We start from the raw sequence: 21,307 nt of genomic DNA, 5'->3' as shown, positions 1-21,307 counted from the left end.
GACTAGGGTTTTCACCTTTTCCCTCATCGCTGAGTGCCTCACCAGGCAATTCGCCCGTTAGCGGATCTTTGCCGCTAGCCGGTGGTGCCGGACGCACCGGACATGGAGTGCGGCGGCGGTGCCGAAGGTTCCTCGATATTCAGGCACGCGTCCACGCAAGGCGCTGCCCCGCCTCCGTGCATCGCGAAATGGGAGCGGGCGGTGGTCATCGCCACCGCCCGCTTCTGCACGACAACGGGCCGCAGGTGTGGTGCGCCACGGGACTGCGGCTGATCAGGTGGGACGGTGGCTATCCCCGTACGAGGAAAGGAATCAAACCGACGCCTCGCTGAACTGTGTCCGATGCAGCTCCTGATAACGCCCTCCGGCCGCCAGCAACTGGGTGTGCGTGCCGCGCTCGACGACCCGGCCCTCCTCGATGACCAGGATCTGGTCGGCGGCGCGGACCGTGGACAGGCGGTGGGCGATCACCACGGCGGTGCGGCCGTCGAGTGCCTCGCCGAGGGCTTCCTGGACGGCGAGTTCGGAGGTGGAGTCGAGGTGAGCGGTGGCTTCGTCGAGCACCACGACGCGGGGTTTGGCGAGCAGCAGGCGGGCGATCGTGAGGCGCTGGCGTTCGCCGCCGGAGAGACGGTAGCCGCGTTCGCCGATGACCGTGTCCAAGCCGTCGGGCAGCGACCGGATCAGATCAGCGATGCGGGCTCGCTGCAGCGCGTCCCACAACTCGTCCTCGGATGCCGTCGGGTGGGCCAGCAGCAGATTGGCCCGGACCGATTCGTGGAACAGGTGGCCGTCCTGGGTGACCATGCCGAGGGTCTGGCGCAGCGACGAAGCCGTCACGTCGCGGACGTCGACGCCGGCGAGCCGAACCGCGCCCGCGCCGGCGTCGTAGAGGCGTGGCAGCAGCGACGCCATCGTCGACTTGCCGGCGCCGGACGAGCCGACCAGGGCCACCATCTGTCCCGGTTCGGCGCGGAACGAGACTTCGTGCAGCACTTCCACGCCACCACGGCTGTCCAAGGTCGCCACTTCTTCGAGGGAGGCGAGCGACACCTTGTCGGCGGACGGGTACGCGAACCGCACCGCATCGAACTCCACCGACACCGGACCGTCCGGAATCGGTCGCGCGTCAGGCTTCTCCTCGATCAGCGGCTTGAGGTCGAGCACCTCGAAGACGCGTTCGAAGCTGACCAGCGCGCTCATCACTTCCACGCGAGCGCTGGCGAGTGAGGTGAGCGGTGCGTACAGCCTGGTCAGCAGGATCGCGAGGGCCACCACAGCGCCCGGTTCGAGCCGGCCCTGCAGCGCGTAGAAACCGCCCAGCCCATAGACCAGCGCGACCGCCACACCGGACACCGACACCAGCGCGGTGAGGAAGATCCACTGGGCCATAGCGGTCTTCACGCCGATCTCTTTCACCCGCCGGGCCCGCGCTGCGAACTCCGCCGACTCGGCGCCGGGCCGCCCGTACAGCTTCACCAGCGTCGCGCCGGGCGCCGAGAAACGCTCGGTCATCTGGGTGTTCATGGCCGCGTTGTGATCGGCCGCCTCACGCTCCAGTTTGGCGAGCCGACGCCCCATCCGCCGAGCCGGCAGCACGAACACCGGCAGCAGCGCCAGCGACAATAGCGTGATCTGCCAACTGATCCCGACCATCACGATCAGCGTCAGGATCAGCCCGACCAGGTTCCCGACGACGCCGGACAGCGTGTCGCTGAACGCCCGCTGCGCCCCGATCACATCGTTGTTGAGGCGGCTCACCAGGGCGCCCGTGCGCGTACGCGTGAAGAACGCCACCGGCATCTTCTGCACATGGTCGAACACCGCGGTGCGCAGGTCGAGGATCAGCCCCTCCCCGATGTTGGCCGAAAACCATCGCTGCACCAGCCCCAGCCCGGACTCCAGCAGCGCGATCACCCCGATCGCCACGGCCAGCCAGATCACGAGATCGACATCCTCGCCGTCGACGATCGCGTCCACCACCCGCCCCGCCAGCACCGGCACGGCGACGGCCAGCACGGCCGTCACCACGCTGACTAAGAGGAACCCGGCCAGCGCACGCCGGTGCGGCCTGGCGAACCCCGCGATCCGCCTCAACGTGGCGACCGAAAACGGTCGCTTGTCATCCTGCTGGTTCATCGCGTGGTACATCGAGTTCCACGCCGCCATCTCCATGCTCACGGCAGACCACCCCCGCGTCAGAACCTCCCACCTCACCTTGGGTTCAGGTCAACCCCTTTTTCCTTGTACGGGGATGACGCCCGTCCCACCACAGCCACCGCAGTCCCGTGGCGCACCACACCTGCGGCCACCTCCGCCCGGCGCACGCGGGCGCAGGCCCCGGTGCGCCCTTGCGCTTCCCGTAGCCGCCCGATCCGAGATGGCTACCGCTCACGGCACTCGCGTCGAGGCCGTCCCGCAGCCCGGCGATCCGCTCCCGACGCCCCCGCGACGCGCTGAACGCCCGTCGCGTTCAGCCGGCCACGGCGCGCCGGTCCACTCCCGGCTGTGACTCATCGCTGTTCCGAAGCCCGACCCACAGCGATGAGTCACAGCCGGATCTCGGCGCGCGTCGTCGTCCGGCCCGCACGCCGCTCGCCGTCATGCCACTCGTCGCCCGGGCGGTCCTCTCAGCATGCGAGGTCACAGCCCGGGCCGGCCGTCGAGAGCCGGCGACAGCGTCATGGCCGAGACCGTTGCCGAGCGGAAGCTGCTGTACGGCCCGGCGCCCGCACCACCCCCCTCGCAGGGCGAGCGCCCGGTCCTCACGCGGGCCAGGTAAGTCCGACGGTTCCGGGGCAGCGCTGTGGACGCGGCCACCGCCCTGCGACGAGCCGCAGCGCGAGCGGCCACCGTCCTGCCGACGAGCCGTAGCCCGAGCGACCACCGCCCTGCCGACGAGCCGTAGCCCCAACACCGAACGCACGCCCGAACGTCGCTGAGCTACGGCTCGGGGTCGGACGCGCGGCTGACATGGCGGCTTGGACGGTTCTACACGGCCGCCGGCTATGGGGCGCGCTCGTGGTTGCGGGCGTCTTCGCGGGGACGGGACCGCGGGCGGCGGGTCAGATCTGTCGGGGGCGGGATGACCAATACGGGTCTCTCAGGTGTCGTTTGTAGAGTTTTCCGTTGGGATCCCTCGGGAGTTCGGCGGTGTAGTCGATTGTTCGGGGCAGTTTGAATCCGGCCAGGCGGGAGGTCAGGTGTTGCAGTAGTTCGGCTGTCAGGACGTCGCTGGGAACGACGCCGGGGACGGGCTGGACCACTGCCTTGATTTCCTCGCCCCACTCGTCGTGGGGGATGCCGAACACTGCGGAGTCGGCCACCGCCGGGTGGGTGGAGAGTTCGTTCTCTATCTCGGCCGGGTAGACGTTCACGCCGCCGGTGATGATGACGTCGCTCGCTCGGTCGCAGAGGTAGAGGTAGCCGTCGTCGTCCAGGTAGCCGATGTCGCCGACAGTGAACATCCGGTCCCGCCACGAGGCGCGGGTCTTCTCGGCGTCGCCGTGGTACTCGAAGGTCGCGTCGCCCATCTGCAGGTAGACCTGGCCCGGTGTCAGCGGCGGCGCGTCCTTGCCGTCGTCGTCGAGCACCCGCACCCGGGAGCCGGGCCACGCCCGGCCGACCGAGCCGGGGCGGGCCAGCCACTCCGGGGCGGTGATCAGGGTGCCGCCACCTTCGGAGGCCGCGTAGTACTCGATGATCACCGGACCCCACCAGTCGAGCATCGCCTGCTTGACCGGCTGCGGACACGGTGCCGCCCCGTGGATCATGGCACGCATGGTGGATATATCGGATTTGTCGCGGACCGGCGGCGGCAAGGCCAGCAGGCGGCGGAACTGCGTCGGAACCATGTGACTGTGCGTGACCTCATGCTGCTCGACCAACTCCAGGAACGACGCCGCATCCCAGTGGTCCATCACCACGACCTTGTGCCCCATTTGCAGCGATATGACAGCGAAGTTCATGACGGCCGTGTGGTAGAGCGGCGAGCAACACAGGTGCACATGCCCGTCAAAGGGGCGCAGCCCGAACAGTCCGAAGAACCAGTTCGACACCGGGGGCACGACGTCGGGATCGAGGCCGAGCAATGGACGTCTGACCCCTTTCGGACGCCCCGATGTTCCGGATGTGTAGACCATCAGAGCTCCCGACGTACGCGGCTCGGGTCGCCCTGATCCGCCGGCACCCAGGGTGGCGAAGGGCAGGAAGCCCGGGATGTCGCCCACCGCGAAGCGCGAGGAGGCCGGGAGGGAGGAGCCGGCCTCGATCGCCGCGCCGGCGAAGCGGGCATCCGCAACGAACGCGCGGGCACCGCTGTCGCGCAGGATGTAGGTGATCTCCGGCGCGGTGAGATGCCAGTTCAGCGGGACGATGTGCAGCCCGATCTGCACTGCTCCGAAGTAGCACGCCAGGATGTCGGCGCCGTTCGGCAGCAGCAGCGCGACGGTGTCGCCGGCGGCCAGCCCTGCGTCCCGCAGACCGCGGCCGATCCGGTCCGCCTCGGCAGCCAGCTCGCCGTAGGACAGCGCCCGCCCGGCAGGCTCACCGTGGGGCAGCGTCCGCCCGCCGGACTCAGACTCACCGCGGGACAGCGTCCGCCCGGCAGGCTCCACGATCGCCGGCAGCGACGGTGACTCGCGGGCGATGGTCCACATCCCGATGCCTGTCATGCCCCGGAACTCTATAACTCGTTCCACCACACCGGAAGCGGCTCTAGTCACGCTTGCCGCCAAATACTGAAACGTGTTTCACTCAGGCCGTGGAAGCGCCGATGACGATCGCCTTCGATTACACCCGTTCGCTCGGCCCGGTGCTGGGACGATTCATGGCCGGTCTGCGGGACGGTCGCGTCCTGGGGGCGCGGTCGTCGGACGGGCGGGTCCACGTACCCCCGAAGGAATTCGACCCGATCACGCACGAGCCGATCGTGGAACTCATCGAGGTGTCACCGGTCGGCACGGTGATCAGCTGGACCTGGATGGCGCACCCGCTCGAAGGCCAGCCGCTGAGCAGGCCGTTCGCCTGGGCGCTGATCCGGCTGGACGGCGCGGACACCGCCCTGCTGCACGCGGTGGACACCGGCTCTCCTGATCGGATTCGGACAGGCTTGCGCGTACGCGTGAAGTGGGCCGACGCGAGAGTGGGACACATCAACGACATCGCCTGCTTCGAGCCGGGCGAGCGTGAGGAAGACGCCGAAGCGGTCACCGAGAGTGAACCGGTGGAGATCGTCACCACCCCGATCCGGCTGCGGTACCGCCACACCACCTCCGACGAGGAGGACGGATATCTCCGGGCGCTCGCCCAGGGGCGGCTCGTCGGTCAGCGTTGCCCGGCCTGCCGCAAGGTCTACGTGCCGCCACGGGTCTGCCCGGCCGACGGTGTCGCCCCCGGCGAGGTCGTCGAGGTCGCCGATCGCGGGACCGTCACGACGTTCTGCGTGGTGAACGTGCCGTTCGCGGGTCAGCGGCTGGATCCGCCGTACGTGGTGGCGCAGGTGCTCCTGGACGGCTCGGACATCCCGATCCCGCATCTCGTCCTCGGCTTGCGGGCCGCTGACGTGCGGATGGGGATGCGGGTGGCGGCGGTCTGGCGGGATCGGGCGCAGTGGTCGTTCACGCCGGAGAACATCGCGCACTTCGAGCCGACCGGTGAGGCGGACGCCGACTACGAGACATATGCGGAGCACCTATGAGCGAGGTCGCCGTCATCGGGTTCGCGTCTTCGGACCGGTCGGTCACCACGAGCGGGGTGGAGACGCTCGTGCCGGTCTTCGAGGAAGCGCTGGAGCAGGCCGGACTGGCCCGCCGGGAGATCGGCTTCTGGTGCTCGGGGTCGTCGGACTACCTGGCCGGGCGGGCGTTCTCGTTCGTGAACGCGGTGGACGCCATCGGGGCGGTCCCGCCGATCGCCGAGTCGCATGTGGAGATGGATGCGGCCTGGGCCCTGTACGAGGCGTACCTCAAGATCTTGTCGGGCGAGGTGGAGACGGCGCTGGTCTACGGGTTCGGCAAGTCGACGGCCGGTGAGCTGCATCGGGTGCTCGCACTGCAGCTCGACCCGTACACGGTGGCGCCGCTCTGGCCGGATGCGATCAGCGTGGCGGCGTTGCAGGCACGGCTCGCGCTGGAGTCCGGGATGTTCAGTGAGCGGGACATGGCGTCGGTGGCGGCCCGGGAGTCCGGGGCTGATGTCGACGAGTTGCTCGGTCATCCGTACATCGCGGATCCGCTGCGCGCCCACGACGTGGCCCGGGTGAGGGACGGTGCGGCGGCAGTCGTGCTCGCCGCGGGTGATCGGGCACACCGCAGCCGGAGCCGCCCCGCGTGGATCACCGGGATCGCCCACCGGGTCGACCCGCAGGGCCTCGGTGATCGGGATCTGACCACCGTCCCTTCGGCCTCCGCCGCGGCGAAGGACGCCGGCCTCGATCGGGAGGTGGACGTCGTGGCGCTGCACGCGCCGTTCACGCACCAGGAGTTGCTGCTGAGGGCAGCGCTCGATCTGCCACCGGATATCCGGATGTCTCCGGTCAGTGGTGACGCGATGTTCTCGGCCGGCCTGTCCAGGATCGGCGCGGCCGCCGAAGAGATCATGTCGGGCCGGGCGAACCGGGCCGCCGCCCATGCCACCAGCGGTCCCGCGCTGCAGCAGAACCTCGTCTGCACCCTGAGAGGAGACGCGTCGTGAGACGGGCCGCGGTCCTCGGAACCGGGCAGACCCATCACCGCACCCGGCGGACCGACGTCTCGATGGCCGGGCTCTGCCGGGAGGCGATCGATCGGGCGCTGACCGATTCCGGCACTACCTGGGATCAGATCGACGCCGTCGTGCTCGGTAAGGCGCCGGACCTGTTCGAGGGCGTCATGATGCCCGAGCTGTTCCTCGCCGACGCCATCGGCGCTGCCGGGAAACCGCTGCTCAGGGTGCACACGGCCGGGTCGGTGGGCGGCGCCACGGCGATCGTCGCGACGAGCCTGATCCGGGCCGGGGTCCACGGGAGAGTCCTCGCCGTCGCGTTCGAGAAGCAGTCGGAGTCGAACGCCATGTGGGCGCTGTCGATCCAGCCCCCGTTCACGGCCCCGATCGGCGCGGGCGCCGGCGGCTACTTTGCTCCCCATATAAGGTCGTATATCCGGCGGTTCGACGCCCCGGACCACGTCGGCGCCATCGTCGCCGTGAAGGATCGCCGCAACGGTGCTCTCAACCCGTACGCCCATCTGCGCCAGCCGGAGATCTCCCTGGAGTCGGTGCGGAAGTCGCCGATGCTCTGGGATCCGATCCGTTATGACGAGACGTGTCCGTCATCGGACGGCGCCTGCGCCATCATCATCGGTGATCAGGAAGCCGCCGAGGAAAGCCCCCGGCAAGTCGCCTGGATCAAGGCGACCGCCATGCGCACCGAACCGACCTTCTACTCCGGCAAGGATCACGTGAATCCCCGGGCGGGCGCCGAAGCAGCGACCGCGCTGTGGGCCGCGGCGGGCATCACCGATCCGCTCGACGAGATCGACGTCGCCGAGATCTACGTGCCGTTCTCCTGGTTCGAGCCGATGTGGCTGGAGAACCTCGGTTTCGTCGGCCCGGGGCAGGGCTGGAAGCTGACCGAGTCCGGCGAGACCAGGATCGGCGGCCGGCTGCCGGTCAACCCGTCCGGTGGCGTGCTCTGCTCCAACCCGATCGGCGCGTCCGGTCTGCTGCGCTTCGCCGAGTCCGCCATGCAGGTGATGGGCCGGGCCGGCGACCACCAGGTGCACGACGCCTCGACAGCGCTCGGCCACGCGTACGGGGGCGGTTCCCAGTTCTTCTCCATGTGGGTCGTCGGGAGGCAGCCATGATGATCAGTCGACGCGCGGTGCTGCGGATCGGCGCGCTCGCCGCCGCCGGGACACTGCCCGCCCTCCCGGCGCTCCAGGGGAAGAGCGCGGTGATCATCGGTAGTGGTTTCAGCGGCGCGGTCGCGGCGTACCGCCTAGCCCAAGCCGGAATGACCGTGACCGTTCTTGAACGCGGCAGGCGGTGGACCACCGACGGTTCCGGAACGACGTTCTGCACGATCGGCAACCCGGACTGGCGCTGCGCGTGGTTCGGCGACCGGCCTCCGCTCGGCCTGGACACCAGCAAGGTCATCGAGAAGCGGGCCGGCCTGATCCAGAAGCACGCGGGCGACGGCATCCAGGTGATGTGCGGGGCCGGCGTGGGCGGAGGTTCCCTGGTCATCGGCATGTTCCTACCGCAGCCGCGCCGCGCCGACTGGGAACGCGTCTACCCCGCGCAGCTCTCCTACCCGGAGTTCGACTCGATCTATTGGCCGCGTGCCCGCCAGAGTCTGGGCGCCGCCGTCATCCCCGCTGACGTGCAGAACCATCCCGCGTACGTCGGAGCAAGGAGCTGGCTGCAGTACCTGTCCGAATTCAATCGCCCCGCGGTCCCGGTGCCGTTCGGCGTGAACTGGGACGTCATCCGCGCCGAACTGGCCGGAACGGCGGTCAAGTGCCACACCATCGGCGAAGGTCCGTTCGGCAGCAACTCGGGCGCGAAGAACAGCGTCGACAAGAACTACCTGAAGTGGGCCGAGGCGACCGGCAACGTGACGGTCCTGCCGCTGCACGAGGTGACTCTCCTCGAAGAGGTCTCCGGATCATCCCGCTTCGAGGTGACCGCCCGGCAGATCGACGAGACCGGCGCGGTGCTGGCGACCAGGACGTTCCCCTGCGACTACCTCTTCCTGGCCGCCGGCTCCCTGAACACCACCTCGCTGCTGCTCACCTCCCGGGCACGCGGCGGATTACCGCGGCTGACCAGCACCGAGGTGGGAAAGGGCTGGGGTAACAACGGCGATTTCCTGGTGGCGCGCCTCAACCTGCGCAAAACGGTGGGGAGCGCGCAGGGCGGGCCGGGAAATGTCCGCTTCTATGATGACTCGAACCCCTACGCCCGGGCCGCTATGGCATGGGAGGCAGCGCCGATCCCGTCCTGGCTGCCGAACACGACCGCGCACCTGATCACCAGCATCGCGAGCGAGCGCGGCGAGATCCGCTACGACGCGGCGACCGGCGCCGGCAAGGTCTACTGGCCGTACGCCGAGATGGAGACGTCCGCCGACAAGGCCGGCCGCGACCTGGCGACCCGGCTCTGGTGGGCGACCGAGGGCAGCAAGGGCAGCCTGCTCACCGGCCTGCCGTCCTATGACCGGAACACCGGCATGGGCCTGGGGTCGCGCAACACCTACCATCCGCTCGGCGGCCTGGTCATGGGCAAGGCGACCGATTTCAGCGGCAAGGTCAGCGGGTACGAGAACCTGTACTGCGTGGACGGCGCGCTGCTGCCGGGCTCGGCCGCTCTCGCGAATCCGGCGCTGACGATCACGGCCAACGCCGAGCGTTGTCTCGATCTGTTCCTGGCCGCGCACGCCTGAGCAATGAGCCTTCTGCAACAAACCTGCAAATCGAATTCATTGACGCTCACATATCGGCGGTGAGAGATTCCTGACGTCCCCTTTCACCGCCGGGAACATTCCCCCACTTGCGGCTTCCCCTTTTCACGCTGCTGACCGGCGGTGTCCATTCACGGTCAGGAGAAATGATGACGCCTACCCGACGGCTCCTCTGGGCCGGCGGTCTCGCTTCCATGCTCACCGCCGGATTGATCACCGCGGTCGGCACTGCTGAAGCGGCGACCCTGTTCAGCGCCGACTTCGAGTCCGGCAGCACGTCCGGATGGTCGAAGTCGGGCGGCACCTGGTCGGTGGTCAGCGACGGCTCGCAGGTGTTCCAGCAGAGCGACTCCGGCAGCGAGCGGGCCCGGCAGTTCGCCGGCGCCACCAGCTGGACGAACTACGCGGTGCAGGCACGGGTGAAGGCCACCTCGTTCGCGTCGAGCGCCGGCGTGGTGGCGCTCACGGCCCGGGCCGCCGGGTCGACCAGGATGTACCGGCTCTCGCTGACCGGCGCGAATCAGGTCCGGCTGGAGACGATGAACGGCAGTGCCGTGACGGTCCTGGGCTCGCTGTCGCAGACCATCTCGACCAGCACGTTCTACACGCTGCGCCTGAACGTCAGCGGCACCACGATCAGCGGCACGGTCAACGGCGCCGCCGTCGGATCGGTCTCGGACAGCACCATCGCGGCCGGCCGGATCGGGCTGCTGACCGAGCACGCCGCCGGCCGGTTCGACGACGTGATCGTGGACGATGCGGGCGGGACGACTCCCACGTCGTCTCCCACGACGTCTCCGTCACCGTCCACCTCGCCGTCGACGTCCACTTCGCCGTCACCGTCGGCTTCCTCGTCGCCTCCGCCGTCTTCCAGCGCGCTCTACGTGGCGCCGAACGGCACCGACGGCGCGGCCGGGACGGTGGCCGCTCCGACCACGCTGACCTCGGCGATCACCCGGATCGCAGCGGGCGGGACGATCTACCTGCGGGGCGGGACCTACTCCTACGCGTCCACTGTCGCGATCCCGGCCGGGAACAACGGCTCGCCGGGCTCGCTCAAGACCATCTCCGCGTACCCCGGGGAGAAGCCGGTGCTGAACTTCGCGGCACAGGCCGAGGACCCGGCGAACCGCGGACTGGCGGTGAACGGCAACTACTGGCGGATCGCCGGCGTCACCGTCGAGCGGGCCGGTGACAACGGGATCTTCGTGGGCGGCAGCAACAACGTCCTGGAACGCACCGTCACCCGATTCAACAGGGACACCGGGCTCCAGCTGTCCCGCATCGCGTCCGACACCCCGAGCAGCCAGTGGCCGGCGAACAACCTGATCCTCAGCGCCGAATCGCACGACAACGCCGACTCGGACGGCGAGGACGCCGACGGTTTCGCCGCGAAGCTGACGGTCGGCGGCGGCAACGTGTTCCGGTACGCGGTGTCGCACAACAACATCGACGACGGCTGGGACCTCTACACGAAGACGGACACCGGCCCGATCGGCGTGGTCACGATCGAGGACTCGCTCGCCTACAACAACGGCACGCTGACCGACGGTTCGCAGGCCGGCAACGGTGACCGGAACGGTTACAAGCTGGGCGGCGAGGACATCGCGGTCAACCACGTGGTGCGGCGCAGCATCGCGTACAAGAACGGGAAGCACGGATTCACCTACAACAGCAATCCGGGATCCATGACGATCTCGAACAACCTGAGCATCGACAACGCCCAGCGCAACTTCAACTTCGACGCCGGCACCTCGGTGTTCCGCAACAACACGTCGTGCCGCAGCGGCAGCGGGACCAACGACCGGATCATCGGCAACTCGGACACCTCGAACCAGTTCTGGTCGGGGTCGAACGGGTCCCGGTGCTCGGCGTACTCGGGGGCGCTCGCCTGGTCCTACGCCACCGACGGCACCCTGGTCGTCACCATCGGGGGCACCCGGGTCACGCTGTAATAATAGAAATAAGCAAACGCCGTCTGCCTCTGTCAAGGGACCGTTCCGGCAGGGGCAGGCGGCCGTTCGCACCGTCCATTTCGTACGGCGCTCTCCATAGGATCGAAATATTCGAGATTAGTGATCTCTTTCGGTCCGGAGGTTCAGATTGGGCACGTTGACACGTCGGCTCGCGGCCGGGCTGGTGCTACCAGCGGCCCTGGTCGCCACCGGGATCGCGGCGCCGGCCGCACAGGCCGCTGACGACGGCCACGACGTCGCCTCCCGCAAGCGGGCGGTGGCAGCGGACAAGAACGCGGCCCGGGCGGCGGCGGGGGTCGCCCGGCACGGCATCGAGGCACCCGGCGGATCGACGGTGAACCTCGTCGTCGGGCTCGCCGGCGGCGTCACCGCGACCGGTGACCTCGGGTTCGCGTCGAAGGGCAATGCCTCGCTCGATCGGATCGGTGTGCGTACCGTGGCGGTGCCTCGTGCCGAAGCGGCGAAGGCCGCGGCGGAGTTGCGGGCGAAACCCGGTGTCGCGTACGTCGAAGAGGACGCCTTCGTCACCGCCGACGCGGTCACCCCCAACGATCCGGAGTGGTCCTACCAGACCGAGCTTCCGCAGATCACCGTGCCTGCCGCGTGGAGTTCCACGACCGGCTCGGGCATCACGGTCGCCGTCGTGGACACCGGCGTCACCTGGTTCGACGACATCGCCGGCCGGCTCCTGCCCGGCCGCGACTTCGTCAACTCCGACGCCACCGCCACCGACGACCACGGTCACGGCACCGCGGTGGCGTCGCTCATCGCGGCACGCGGGAACAACGCCAAGGGCATGGCCGGCGTCTGCTGGTCCTGCAGGATCCTGCCGGTGAAGGTGCTGGGCGCGAACGGCTCCGGCACGCAGAGCGTGGTGGCATCGGGCATCATCTGGGCCGCCGACAAGGGCGCGAAGATCATCAACGCCTCGCTCGGTGGCACCGGGGACGTCAAGGCCCTGCGTGACGCCGTGGCGTACGCGCAGCGCAAGGGCGCGATCGTGGTCGCGTCGGCCGGTAACGAGGCGGTCAGCACGCGGCACTATCCCGCGGCCTACCCCGGTGTCATCGCGGTCGGCGGCACCGACAGGAACAGCGACTACTTCATCACCTTCGACCCGGAGACGTTCGAGATCTACGGGTCGAACTACGGGCCGGACTGGGTCGACGTGGCCGCCCCCTGGTGCACGACCGCGGCCAACCTCGCCGGCTTCGGCACCGGCACGACCGCCGACGACTACCGCGACGACTTCTGCGGCACCTCCGCCTCGGCGCCGCTGGTCGCCGGGACCATCGCGCTGCAGAAATCGAGGACGCCCAAGGCGAGCAACGCGGCGCTGACGTACGCGCTGACCCGCACCGCGCGACCCACCGAGATCACCGGATTCACCCAGTACGGCGAGATCCGCGCAGCCCGTGCGGTGACCGGTGTGGACGCCGTCGCACCACGGATCGCCGGCGCCGGCCCGGCGCAGAACAAGCGTTTCCGCGGGGCGATCACGGTCACTGCGACCGGCGTCTCGGACAGCGGCGGATCCGGCCTCTCGCACGCGCAGCTCTACGCCAACGGCAAGTACGTGGGACGGGACAACGCCGCGCCGTACTCGCTGCGCTACAACAGCGGCAAGTTCAACGGCAACGTCAACCTGCAGTGGCGCGTCTGGGACAAGGCCGGCAACGTCGGCTACTACAACCGCCGGGTGATCGCCGACAACAAGGCGCCCACCGTGAAGATCACCAGCGCCCCGAAGAACGGCAAGAAGGTCAAGGGCACGGTGACCGTCAAGGTGGCGGCAAGCGACGCGAGCGGCATCGCCCGGGTCGAGCTCTACATCAACGGCAAGCTGATCGCGAAGGACGCCAAGAAGCCTTACACCTTCAAAATCAAGGTCAGCCGGTACGGCAAGAAGCTCACCGTGAAGGTCCGCGCCCTCGACAAGGTCGGCAACTCCAGGACGACGGCCTCGCGTACCTGGAAGCGCTGATCCGGCACGTTGCCCCTGACCGGCCCGCCCTCCCCGTCCTTCCTGGAGGGCGGGCCGGTTCACGTCATGTGCCTCGGAGGGCGGCGCCGAGGGCGGCCAGCGTATCGGCGACCGGTTCGAAGGCGAGCAGGCCACTCGCGGCGCCGGCCCACTCGGCCGCTGCCGGAGTGAGGGCCTCCTCGGCTCGTACCATCGCCGCCCTGTCCCCCGCCTCGATGGCCGCCTTCGCCGTCAGGCACCACAGCGCTTCCGCGAGGAGATCGGCCGGCGGCTCCGGGGCAGGCCGCGCATCAGGCTCCAGGATCGGCCGCACCCACGGCTCATAGGGACCCCAGTCGCCCTCGTCCACCAGCGGAAGCCCTCGCCGCATCCGCATCCCGAGCAGAGCCAGCGGCAGCAGACCGTCCCGCAGACCCGGCATCCCGGCGTTCTCCACTGTCGCCGCCGCGGCGCGATACTTCTGCTCGGCGAGGTCGTCCTTCTCGGCCAGGTCGGCGCGCAACGCCCCGTACCACTGGGTGAACACCCCGGCCAGTGGCAGCTCATGACGCCGGGACAGCTGGTCGGCGGCAGCGGCGTGCCGGTCCGCGTCGTCGAAGGCCGCCACCGCGCACGCGGCCTGCAACCGGATCAGATGACCGAGCACCTCGGTGGTGGCCATGCCGTGCCGACGCGCCAGAGCCACCAGTTCGGCGCCGATCTCATCCCGGTACGCGGAACCGCCCGTGCGATGGCAGCTCTGCATGAACACCCCGTTCAGCGCGAACGCCAGCAGCCCCGGATCGTCCAGTTCCCGGGCGATCGCCTCGGCCCACGCCGCACACTCCCGGACCCGCGCCCCGCGGTCTCCCCGGGACTCGACGGCGATGGTCGCCAGCAGCCGTGCCCGCGCGGGTTCCTGCCCGTGCCCGCGGGCGGGCGCCAGCATGGCCAGCGCCCGCTCAGCCGCTGCCACGATGCCGGCGGCCTGAACCGGGTCGTCGGAACGCGTCCAGATCGCCGGGACGTCATAGGCCCCGATCACCCGAGCCGTCAGTTCCGGGTCACCCAGCTGCTCGGCGGCCGCCACCGCCGCGGCCCGCTGCTCCCGAGCCACTTCGAGCCCGCCGGGCCCGGTGACCGCGAGGTTCCGCAACAACCCGACGGCGGACTCCAGCCGTACGCGCGCACCACCCTTCACCACCTCGTCATAAGCCGACGAGGCCCGAGCCCAGACCTCCCCCGCCGGATCAGCCCTCTCATCGGCGCCGCCATCAGCCCGGCCACCCCGGCCGGTCACCGCGCGGGCCGGGGTGGACATTCCCGAAATATCCGGCGTTGGAGGTGAGGGCGTGGGAGACGCGGGCTGGGAAGGCGGCAGGAGCGACGGCGAGGGCAGGCCCGGCGGCGAGGACCAGGGCAAACCGGGAGGCAGGGGCGAGGGCAGGGACGTGGGCGCAGGCACGGGCGGAGACGAGGGAGGCGGCGCCGGGAGGGAGAGGTGGGGTTCCTGGCGGAGGATGTCGGTCTCGAGGGTTCGCAGGGCGGGGCTCGGCTCCAGGCCCAGCCGGCCGGCCAGGAGGGCGCGGGCCCGGCGGAGGACGGCCAGGGCGTCGCCCTGGCGGCCGGTTCGGTAGAGGGCCAGGGCCAGCAGACGCCAGCCCTCCTCGCGCCACGGGTGGGCGGTGACGTGTTCGTCGAGGTCGGGGAGGGCTTCGGCGGGGCGGTTCAGGCTCAGGCGGGCGGCGGCCAGGCGTTCGACGGCTTGCAGGCGGAGTTCGGACAGGCGGGAACGGTCGGCCCGGGGCCAGGCGGCGTCCGGGAAGTCGGCGTAGGCCGGGCCGCGCCACCAGGACAGCGCGGCGGAGAGCAACCGGAGCGCCGCCTCGGGATCCGCGGTGCTCGCCTCGGTCACCGCCTGCTCGAATCGCCATGCGTCGACCTGGCCCGGAGCGGCGCTCAGGGCGTACCCCGAGGCTTGAGTGACCAGCAACGTAGCCGGCGCCCGCGCGGGGCGCTCAGGCTCGATGGCCCGGCGCAGCGCCGCCACGAAGGTGCGCACCGCCGCGATCGCGCCGTCCGGAGGCGAGACCCAGAGGTCATCGACGAGATCGTGCACGGGTACGACCCGGCGCCGCGCCACCACGAGTCGCGCCAGGACGGCACGGTGCATCGGGCCCTTGAGCGGCACCGGGCGACCGGCGGCGTCCTCGGCGATCACCGGCCCGAGAACGCCGAATCGGATCACCCGGTAACGCTACCCGTGGTAGCGGACCGGCAGGTGCTTGATGCCGTTGATCCAGCCGGAGCGGAGCCGGGACGGCGGGCCGGCCAGCGCGATCTCCGGCATCCGGTCGGCGATCGCGTTGAAGATGAGGTCGATCTCCAGGCGGGCCAGGTTGGCGCCGAGGCAGAAGTGGGCGCCGCTGCCCCCGAAACCGAGGTGCGGGTTGGGGCTGCGGGTGATGTCGAAGTCGAACGGGTCGGTGAAGACGTCCGCGTCGTAGTTGGCCGAACCGTAGAACATCGCCACGCGCTGACCGGCCTGGATCGGCTGCCCGCCCAGCACGGTGTCCTTCTTCGCGGTCCGCTGGAAGGAGTTGATCGGGCTGCCCCAGCGGACCACCTCGTCGACGGCTGTCCGCGGCCGGGTCTGCTGATAGAGCTCCCACTGCTCCGGATGTTCGAGGAAGGCCAGCATCCCGTGCGAGATGGCGTTCCGCGTGGTCTCGTTGCCGGCGACGGCGAGCATCAGGACGAAGAAGCCGAACTCGTCGGTGGAGAGGTGCGAGCCGTCGATCTCCGCGTTCACCAGGGTGGTCACGATGTCGTCGCGGGGACAGGTCTGCCGGTCCTCGGCCATCATCATGGCGTAGCCGAGCAGGGACGTCGCCGGTTCGATGGGGTCGCTGCCGTCGCTGAACTCCGGGTCGTCCTGCCCGATCATCGCGTTGGACCAGTTGAAGACGTCGTGCCGGTCCTCCTGCGGCACGCCGAGCAGCTCGGCGATCGCCTGCAGGGGCAGCTCGCAGGCGATCTCGTTGACGAAGTCGCCGGCGTCGCCGGCGGTGGACACGATCCGCGACGCGCGTTCCTGCAACGCGTCGCGCAGGCTGTTTATCGCGCGCGGCGTGAATCCGCGGGAGACGATCGCCCGGTGCTGGGTGTGCTGCGGCGGATCCATGTTGAGCAGGATGTACCGCTGCATCTCCAGCCGGTCGCGGGTCATGTCGGCGCCGAAGCGCACGATCGCGGTGTTCTCCCAGCTGGAGTACGTATCACTGTCCCGTGACACGGTCATCACGTCGGCATGCTTGGTGACCGCCCAGTAGCCGTCGTCGTCGAATCCGGCGCTGCCCCGGTCCTGCGGCACCCAGCAGACCGGCGTGTGGGCGCGCGCCTCGGCGAACTCCGCCTGCGGGATCCCGTGGACGTAGATGTCCGGATCGGTGAAGTCGATGCGGGTTCGGGGCTCGGCCACGACGCCTCCCTACGGAAACAGGTTCTACCGATTCAAACACGAGCGACCTACCGGATGGTAGGTTCGTCGCGGGAACAGGTTCTAGCTTGGGAGTCGCCGTGGGGACACCGGTGATCGTCGATGCCGTTCGCACTCCGATCGGCCGGCGGAACGGGTGGCTGTCCGGGATTCACGCCGCTTCCCTGCTGGGGACGGTGCAGAGGGCGCTGGTCCGCGACGTGGTTCCCGAGCAGGTCATCGGCGGCTGCGTCACCCAGGGCGGCGAGCAGTCGAACAACATCACCCGCACGGCCTGGCTGCACGCCGGCCTCCCGCACGAGACGGGCTGCACCACGATCGACGCCCAGTGCGGCTCGGCTCAGCAGGCCACCCACCTGATCGCGGGCCTGATCGCGGCCGGCGCGATCGCGACGGGCATGGCCTGCGGCGTCGAGTCGATGAGCCGGGTGCCGCTGCGCGCCAACCTCGGCGACGCGGGCCTCCCCCGGCCCGAGTCCTGGGACATCGACCTGCCGAATCAGTACGTCGCGGCCGAGCGGATCGCCGATCGGCGCGCTCTGACCAGGGAGGATCTGGACCGGTTCGGGGTGCGGTCGCAGGCGAACGCGGCGCGGGCGTGGGCCGAGGGCCGGTTCGACCGCGAGGTGATCCCGGTCGGTGACGTCACGCGTGACCAGGGGCTGCGCGAGACGACCCTGGAAGGGTTGTCCGGACTCAAGCCGGTGCTCCCGGACGGCCGGCACACGGCGGGCACCAGCTCGCAGATCTCCGACGGCGCGGCGGCGGTGCTGCTCATGGACGCCGATCGGGCTCGCGAGCTGGGCATCCGGCCGCGGGCGCGGATCGTGGCGCAGTGCCTGGTCGGCGCGGAGCCCTATTACCACCTGGACGGGCCGGTCGCCGCCACCGAGCGGGTCCTGACCCGGGCCGGCATGAAGATCGATGACATTGATCTGTACGAGGTGAACGAGGCGTTCGCCAGTGTCGTTCTCTCCTGGCTCGCGGCGCACCACGCGCCCCTGGACCGGGTCAACGTCAACGGCGGCGCGATCGCACTGGGCCACCCGGTCGGCAGCACCGGCGCCCGGCTGATCACCACGGCACTGCACGAACTGGAGCGTTCCGGCGGCCACACCGCGCTGATCACCATGTGCGCGGGCGGCGCCATGTCCACGGCGAGCATTCTCGAACGCATGTGAGGAGAGTCGGATGTTGGTGAACCTTCTGGTGGCTACGGTCGCGGCGATCGTGCTCGCGGTGGTCGGGGTGACCGCGGTGGTGGCGGCGGTGAACCCGAGCGCCAGCGAGGTCGCGTCGAACACGGATCCCCTGGCGCCGCCGGACTTCTACGGCATCCGCTGACTCTCTCCCAAGGGACCGGGCTCAAGGGACCGGGGCCGGGTCGGGGGACGCCGCGTGAGCGGGCGTCCTCTGCTCCGGCCGCCGCGCGCCGCGGAGGATGAAGTAACCGCCGATCATCAGGGCGATCCCGACGATGACGAGCAGGATCGGCACCCACACGCCGAGCAGGATCAGCAGGGCGCGCCCGTCGGCTGCCTGGTCGTGCACGGCCTTCAGGGTCGCCTCGTCGTACTGCAGGTCGGCGTCGAAGATGACGACCGGTGCACCGGTGTCGGGGACCAACTCACGGCGCTGGTGTTCGCGGTAGCCGACGATCGCACCGGTCTCCGGCTCCACCCAGAGCGTGCGACCTGCCTCGTAGTTCACCGTCCCGCTGGTCGCGCCCGGTGCGAGGAATCCGAGGAGCGCGCCGAGCGACTCCTCGTTCATCTCGATCTGCTGCTTCGGGATCTGCTGCTCGAACCGGTACGTCGGCAGGTCGTTGAAGTTCTCCTCGGCCTTGTACTCGATCGGCAGCGCCGCGTGCAGCGCCGAGTCCCAATACCGGTACGTCGTCTTCTCGGTGCCGAACGGGAAGAGGTAGAGCTGCCCCTCGAAGTCGACGTCGCCGGCCACACACGCCTGACCCATCGTCTCGCTGTGGCACTGCCCTTCCCAGTCGACGGCCGCGCCGGACTCGCGGTCGAGTGCGATCCGGCTCTCCGACCGGTTGATCGGCTCACCGGTGTCGCCTCGATCGGTCGCATGGAACACATTCCAGATCAGGGTGTTGTCCGCCAGGTCGCCGGTGAGGTCGGCGGCAGCCTGGAAGTCGGGGGTGATGCCGGTCCGGGACTGCAGCGGACCCTGCTCGACGGTCGCCTGTGCCGCACCACCCGGCGCCGTCTTCACCTGCACGAACGTGGCATTGTCGGTGGCCACCACGACGTCCGGTGGGACCAGGTCGAGCGGGACCTTCCGCTGCGACGGGACGATGATCCAGACCAGCGCGCCGGCCAGGAGCAGGCAGAGCACGCCGATTCCGAAGAGTGTGGCACCGGTGATCCGCCGCATCATCGCGTCCTCCCAGGAAGTAGAACGCGTTACAACTTACGCTGAAGTAACCTCCAGCGGAACCCTAAGCCCGCTGACTGCTCACCGAGATGACCTCGCCGGTCAGATAGGACGCGTAGTCGCTGGCCAGGAACGCCACCACGGTCGCCACCTCCCACGGCTCGGCGGCCCTGCCGAACGCCTCCCGACCGGCCAGCCTGGCGAGCTCGTCAGCGCCGATCACCCGGTCCAGGAAAGGGTGGGCGGCCAGGCTCGGCGCGACGGCGTTCACCCGTACGCCGAGGGAGGCCGCCTCCAGGGCGGTGCACCTGGTGAACGCCATGACACCCGCCTTCGCCGCCGCGTAGTGGGCCTGGCCGGCCTGGGCCCGCCAGCCGAGCACCGACGCGTTGTTCACGATCGCGCCGCCGCCACCCTGGGCTGCCATCTGCCGCAGGGCCGCCCGGGTGCAGCGGAAGGTGCCGGTCAGGGTCACGTCGAGGACCCGGCTCCACTCGTCGTCGGTCATCGCGGTGACGGTCTGGTCGCCGCCCAGTCCGGCGTTGTTGACCAGCACATCGATCCGCCCGAAACGGCGCACGGCGGCGGCGAACAGATCTTGGACGGTTTCTTCGGCGGTGACGTCGCAGAGCGTTGCCGCCACCCGGCCCGGATAGATCTCGGCGAACCGGTCGAGGGATTCGCCCAACCGGCGCTTGTGGCTGTCCCCCAGCACCACGGACGCGCCCTCGTCCAGACACCGTGTCACGACGGCCGAACCGATGCCCGCGCCGGCCGCCGCCGTCACGACGACGACCTTGCCGGCCAGCAGGGAACGACCGGCCGGAGGCTTCACCGCCGATCCCCGCGCGGCAGCCCCAGCACACGCTCGGCCACGATGCCGCGCTGGATCTCGTTCGACCCGCCGTAGATGGTGTCGGCCCGGCTGAACAGGAACAGCCGCTGCCAGCGCTCGACATCCTCGGCGGACGCGCCGCCACCGAAGGCCAGGACGTCCATCGCCAGTTCGCCGAGGCTCTGCCGCCACCGGGTCCAGAGCAGTTTCACCACCGACGGGTTGGCCGGCGGCGGCTTCTCCATGGCGAGTGTCCGCAACGTGTGCGATCGCAGCACGGTCAGGTCGGCGGACGCACGGGCCAGTCGCAGGCGCAGAAGAGGATCAGCGGCGGCGCCGGTCGACCGGGCCAGCGCCACCAGATCGTCGAGATCGCGCTGGAACCCGATCTGCTGCCCGACCGTGGCCGCCCCGCGCTCGTAGGCGAGGGTCGCCATCGCCACCTTCCACCCCTCGCCGGGCGCGCCGACGACGAGATCACCATCGGTGCGGGCGTCGTCGAAGAACACCTCGTTGAACTCGCTGTCCCCGGTGAGCTGCCGGATCGGCCGCACCGTGACGCCGGGCTGCCGCATCGGCACGAGCAGGTAGGAGAGCCCGTCGTGCCGGCCGGGGGACGTCCGGGCCAGCACGAAACACCAGTCCGCCACGTGCGCAAGCGACGTCCACACCTTCTGCCCGGTGATCACCCACTCGTCGCCGTCGAGGCGGGCGCGGGTGGTGACGCCGGCCAGGTCGGATCCGGCGCCGGGCTCCGAGTAGCCCTGGCACCACAGTTCGGCGGCGCTCCGCAACGGCGGCAGGAACCGCTGCTGCTGCGCGGGCGTGCCGAGATCCATGAGTGTCGGGCCCACCATCGTCGTGCCGATGTGGTCGACGCGGCTCGGAGCGGCGCTTCGCGCGTACTCCTCATGGAAGATCACCTGCCGCGCGAGCGACGCGCCCCGCCCACCGTGAGCCACCGGCCAGGCCAGCGTGGTCCAGCCCGCCCCGGCGAGCCGCCTGGTGAACTCCAGGCGCTGCGGAAACGCCTCGTTCTCCCGGCCCGGCCCACCGGCGCCGCGCAGCTCGTCGGTGAGGTTGACCGTGAGCCAATCCCTGATCTCGCGACGAAACGCCTCGTCATCCGCCACTGGCGTCACCTCCGGGAGCGCGCGTAGAGTCCACCGTACCGACCAAGCACTTGCTTGGTAAACAG

The 21,307-nt window shown here is 69.8% G+C and carries 15 protein-coding genes; 8 read left to right on the top strand and 7 right to left on the bottom strand.

Going from position 1 to position 21,307, the window contains the following annotated elements; translation table 11 throughout:
* Nucleotides 1-312: 312 nt before the first annotated feature.
* Both EP757_RS20765 and EP757_RS20760 read right to left on the bottom strand, forming a co-directional pair.
* A complete protein-coding gene (locus EP757_RS20765; RefSeq protein WP_232050698.1) occupies nt 313-2,175 on the bottom strand; it encodes an ABC transporter ATP-binding protein in 1,863 nt (620 codons plus the stop codon).
* 890 nt (nt 2,176-3,065) lie between these two features.
* Complete coding sequence (locus EP757_RS20760; protein WP_127554348.1) at nt 3,066-4,673, bottom strand: acyl-CoA synthetase; 1,608 nt, start codon at nt 4,671-4,673, stop codon at nt 3,066-3,068.
* 101 nt (nt 4,674-4,774) lie between these two features.
* Here EP757_RS20760 and EP757_RS20755 point away from each other — a divergent pair, with 101 nt between their 5' ends.
* The 6 genes from EP757_RS20755 (at nt 4,775) to EP757_RS20730 (ending at nt 13,399) form a co-directional block, all read left to right on the top strand.
* Nucleotides 4,775-5,698, top strand: coding sequence for a Zn-ribbon domain-containing OB-fold protein (locus EP757_RS20755; RefSeq protein ID WP_127548466.1), 924 nt, complete (start codon nt 4,775-4,777; stop codon nt 5,696-5,698).
* Nucleotides 5,695-6,693: a lipid-transfer protein gene (locus tag EP757_RS20750; protein WP_127548464.1), complete on the top strand. Its 999-nt coding sequence runs from the start codon at nt 5,695-5,697 to the stop codon at nt 6,691-6,693. The genes EP757_RS20755 and EP757_RS20750 overlap by 4 nt, the downstream gene beginning before the upstream one ends.
* A complete protein-coding gene (locus tag EP757_RS20745; RefSeq protein WP_127548462.1) occupies nt 6,690-7,841 on the top strand; it encodes a thiolase domain-containing protein in 1,152 nt (383 codons plus the stop codon). The genes EP757_RS20750 and EP757_RS20745 overlap by 4 nt, the downstream gene beginning before the upstream one ends.
* The gene (locus EP757_RS20740; RefSeq protein WP_127548460.1) at nt 7,838-9,421 is read left to right on the top strand and encodes an FAD-dependent oxidoreductase; all 1,584 of its coding nucleotides are present in this window, start codon (nt 7,838-7,840) and stop codon (nt 9,419-9,421) included. The genes EP757_RS20745 and EP757_RS20740 overlap by 4 nt, the downstream gene beginning before the upstream one ends.
* A gap of 167 nt (nt 9,422-9,588) precedes the next feature.
* The gene (locus EP757_RS20735; RefSeq protein ID WP_174262426.1) at nt 9,589-11,394 is read left to right on the top strand and encodes a right-handed parallel beta-helix repeat-containing protein; all 1,806 of its coding nucleotides are present in this window, start codon (nt 9,589-9,591) and stop codon (nt 11,392-11,394) included.
* Nucleotides 11,395-11,551: 157 nt separating this feature from the next.
* A complete protein-coding gene (locus tag EP757_RS20730) occupies nt 11,552-13,399 on the top strand; it encodes a S8 family serine peptidase (protein ID WP_127548459.1) in 1,848 nt (615 codons plus the stop codon).
* Nucleotides 13,400-13,463: 64 nt separating this feature from the next.
* Here EP757_RS20730 and EP757_RS43940 read toward each other — a convergent pair whose 3' ends face one another.
* Nucleotides 13,464-15,626: an AfsR/SARP family transcriptional regulator gene (locus tag EP757_RS43940; RefSeq protein WP_232050601.1), complete on the bottom strand. Its 2,163-nt coding sequence runs from the start codon at nt 15,624-15,626 to the stop codon at nt 13,464-13,466.
* 9 nt (nt 15,627-15,635) lie between these two features.
* Nucleotides 15,636-16,859, bottom strand: coding sequence for a cytochrome P450 (locus tag EP757_RS20720; RefSeq protein WP_127548457.1), 1,224 nt, complete (start codon nt 16,857-16,859; stop codon nt 15,636-15,638).
* Between the two features lie 98 nt (nt 16,860-16,957).
* Here EP757_RS20720 and EP757_RS20715 point away from each other — a divergent pair, with 98 nt between their 5' ends.
* Together EP757_RS20715 and EP757_RS43280 are read left to right on the top strand one after the other, a co-directional pair.
* Nucleotides 16,958-18,058 carry a steroid 3-ketoacyl-CoA thiolase gene (locus EP757_RS20715; RefSeq protein ID WP_127548455.1) on the top strand — a complete coding sequence of 367 codons (1,101 nt, stop codon included), beginning with the start codon at nt 16,958-16,960 and terminating at the stop codon, nt 18,056-18,058.
* A 10-nt stretch (nt 18,059-18,068) separates the two neighbouring features.
* Nucleotides 18,069-18,221 (top strand): hypothetical protein, encoded by a 153-nt coding sequence (locus tag EP757_RS43280; protein WP_174262425.1) that lies wholly within the window; start codon nt 18,069-18,071, stop codon nt 18,219-18,221.
* 21 nt (nt 18,222-18,242) lie between these two features.
* On the opposite strand, the gene EP757_RS20710 is transcribed toward EP757_RS43280, so the two are convergent.
* The 3 genes from EP757_RS20710 to EP757_RS20700 form a co-directional block, all read right to left on the bottom strand.
* The gene (locus tag EP757_RS20710) at nt 18,243-19,274 is read right to left on the bottom strand and encodes a DUF3068 domain-containing protein (RefSeq protein WP_370457865.1); all 1,032 of its coding nucleotides are present in this window, start codon (nt 19,272-19,274) and stop codon (nt 18,243-18,245) included.
* Nucleotides 19,275-19,338: 64 nt separating this feature from the next.
* Nucleotides 19,339-20,109 carry an SDR family oxidoreductase gene (locus EP757_RS20705; protein ID WP_127548452.1) on the bottom strand — a complete coding sequence of 257 codons (771 nt, stop codon included), beginning with the start codon at nt 20,107-20,109 and terminating at the stop codon, nt 19,339-19,341.
* Nucleotides 20,106-21,242: an acyl-CoA dehydrogenase family protein gene (locus tag EP757_RS20700; RefSeq protein ID WP_232050600.1), complete on the bottom strand. Its 1,137-nt coding sequence runs from the start codon at nt 21,240-21,242 to the stop codon at nt 20,106-20,108. Before EP757_RS20700 ends, EP757_RS20705 begins: the two co-directional genes overlap by 4 nt.
* Nucleotides 21,243-21,307 lie beyond the last annotated feature (65 nt).

It is taken from the genome of Actinoplanes sp. OR16 (genome assembly GCF_004001265.1).
Lineage (GTDB): Bacteria > Actinomycetota > Actinomycetes > Mycobacteriales > Micromonosporaceae > Actinoplanes.
The sequence above is the reverse complement of the archived record's forward strand: the minus strand, read 5'-3'. Positions and strand labels throughout refer to the sequence as shown.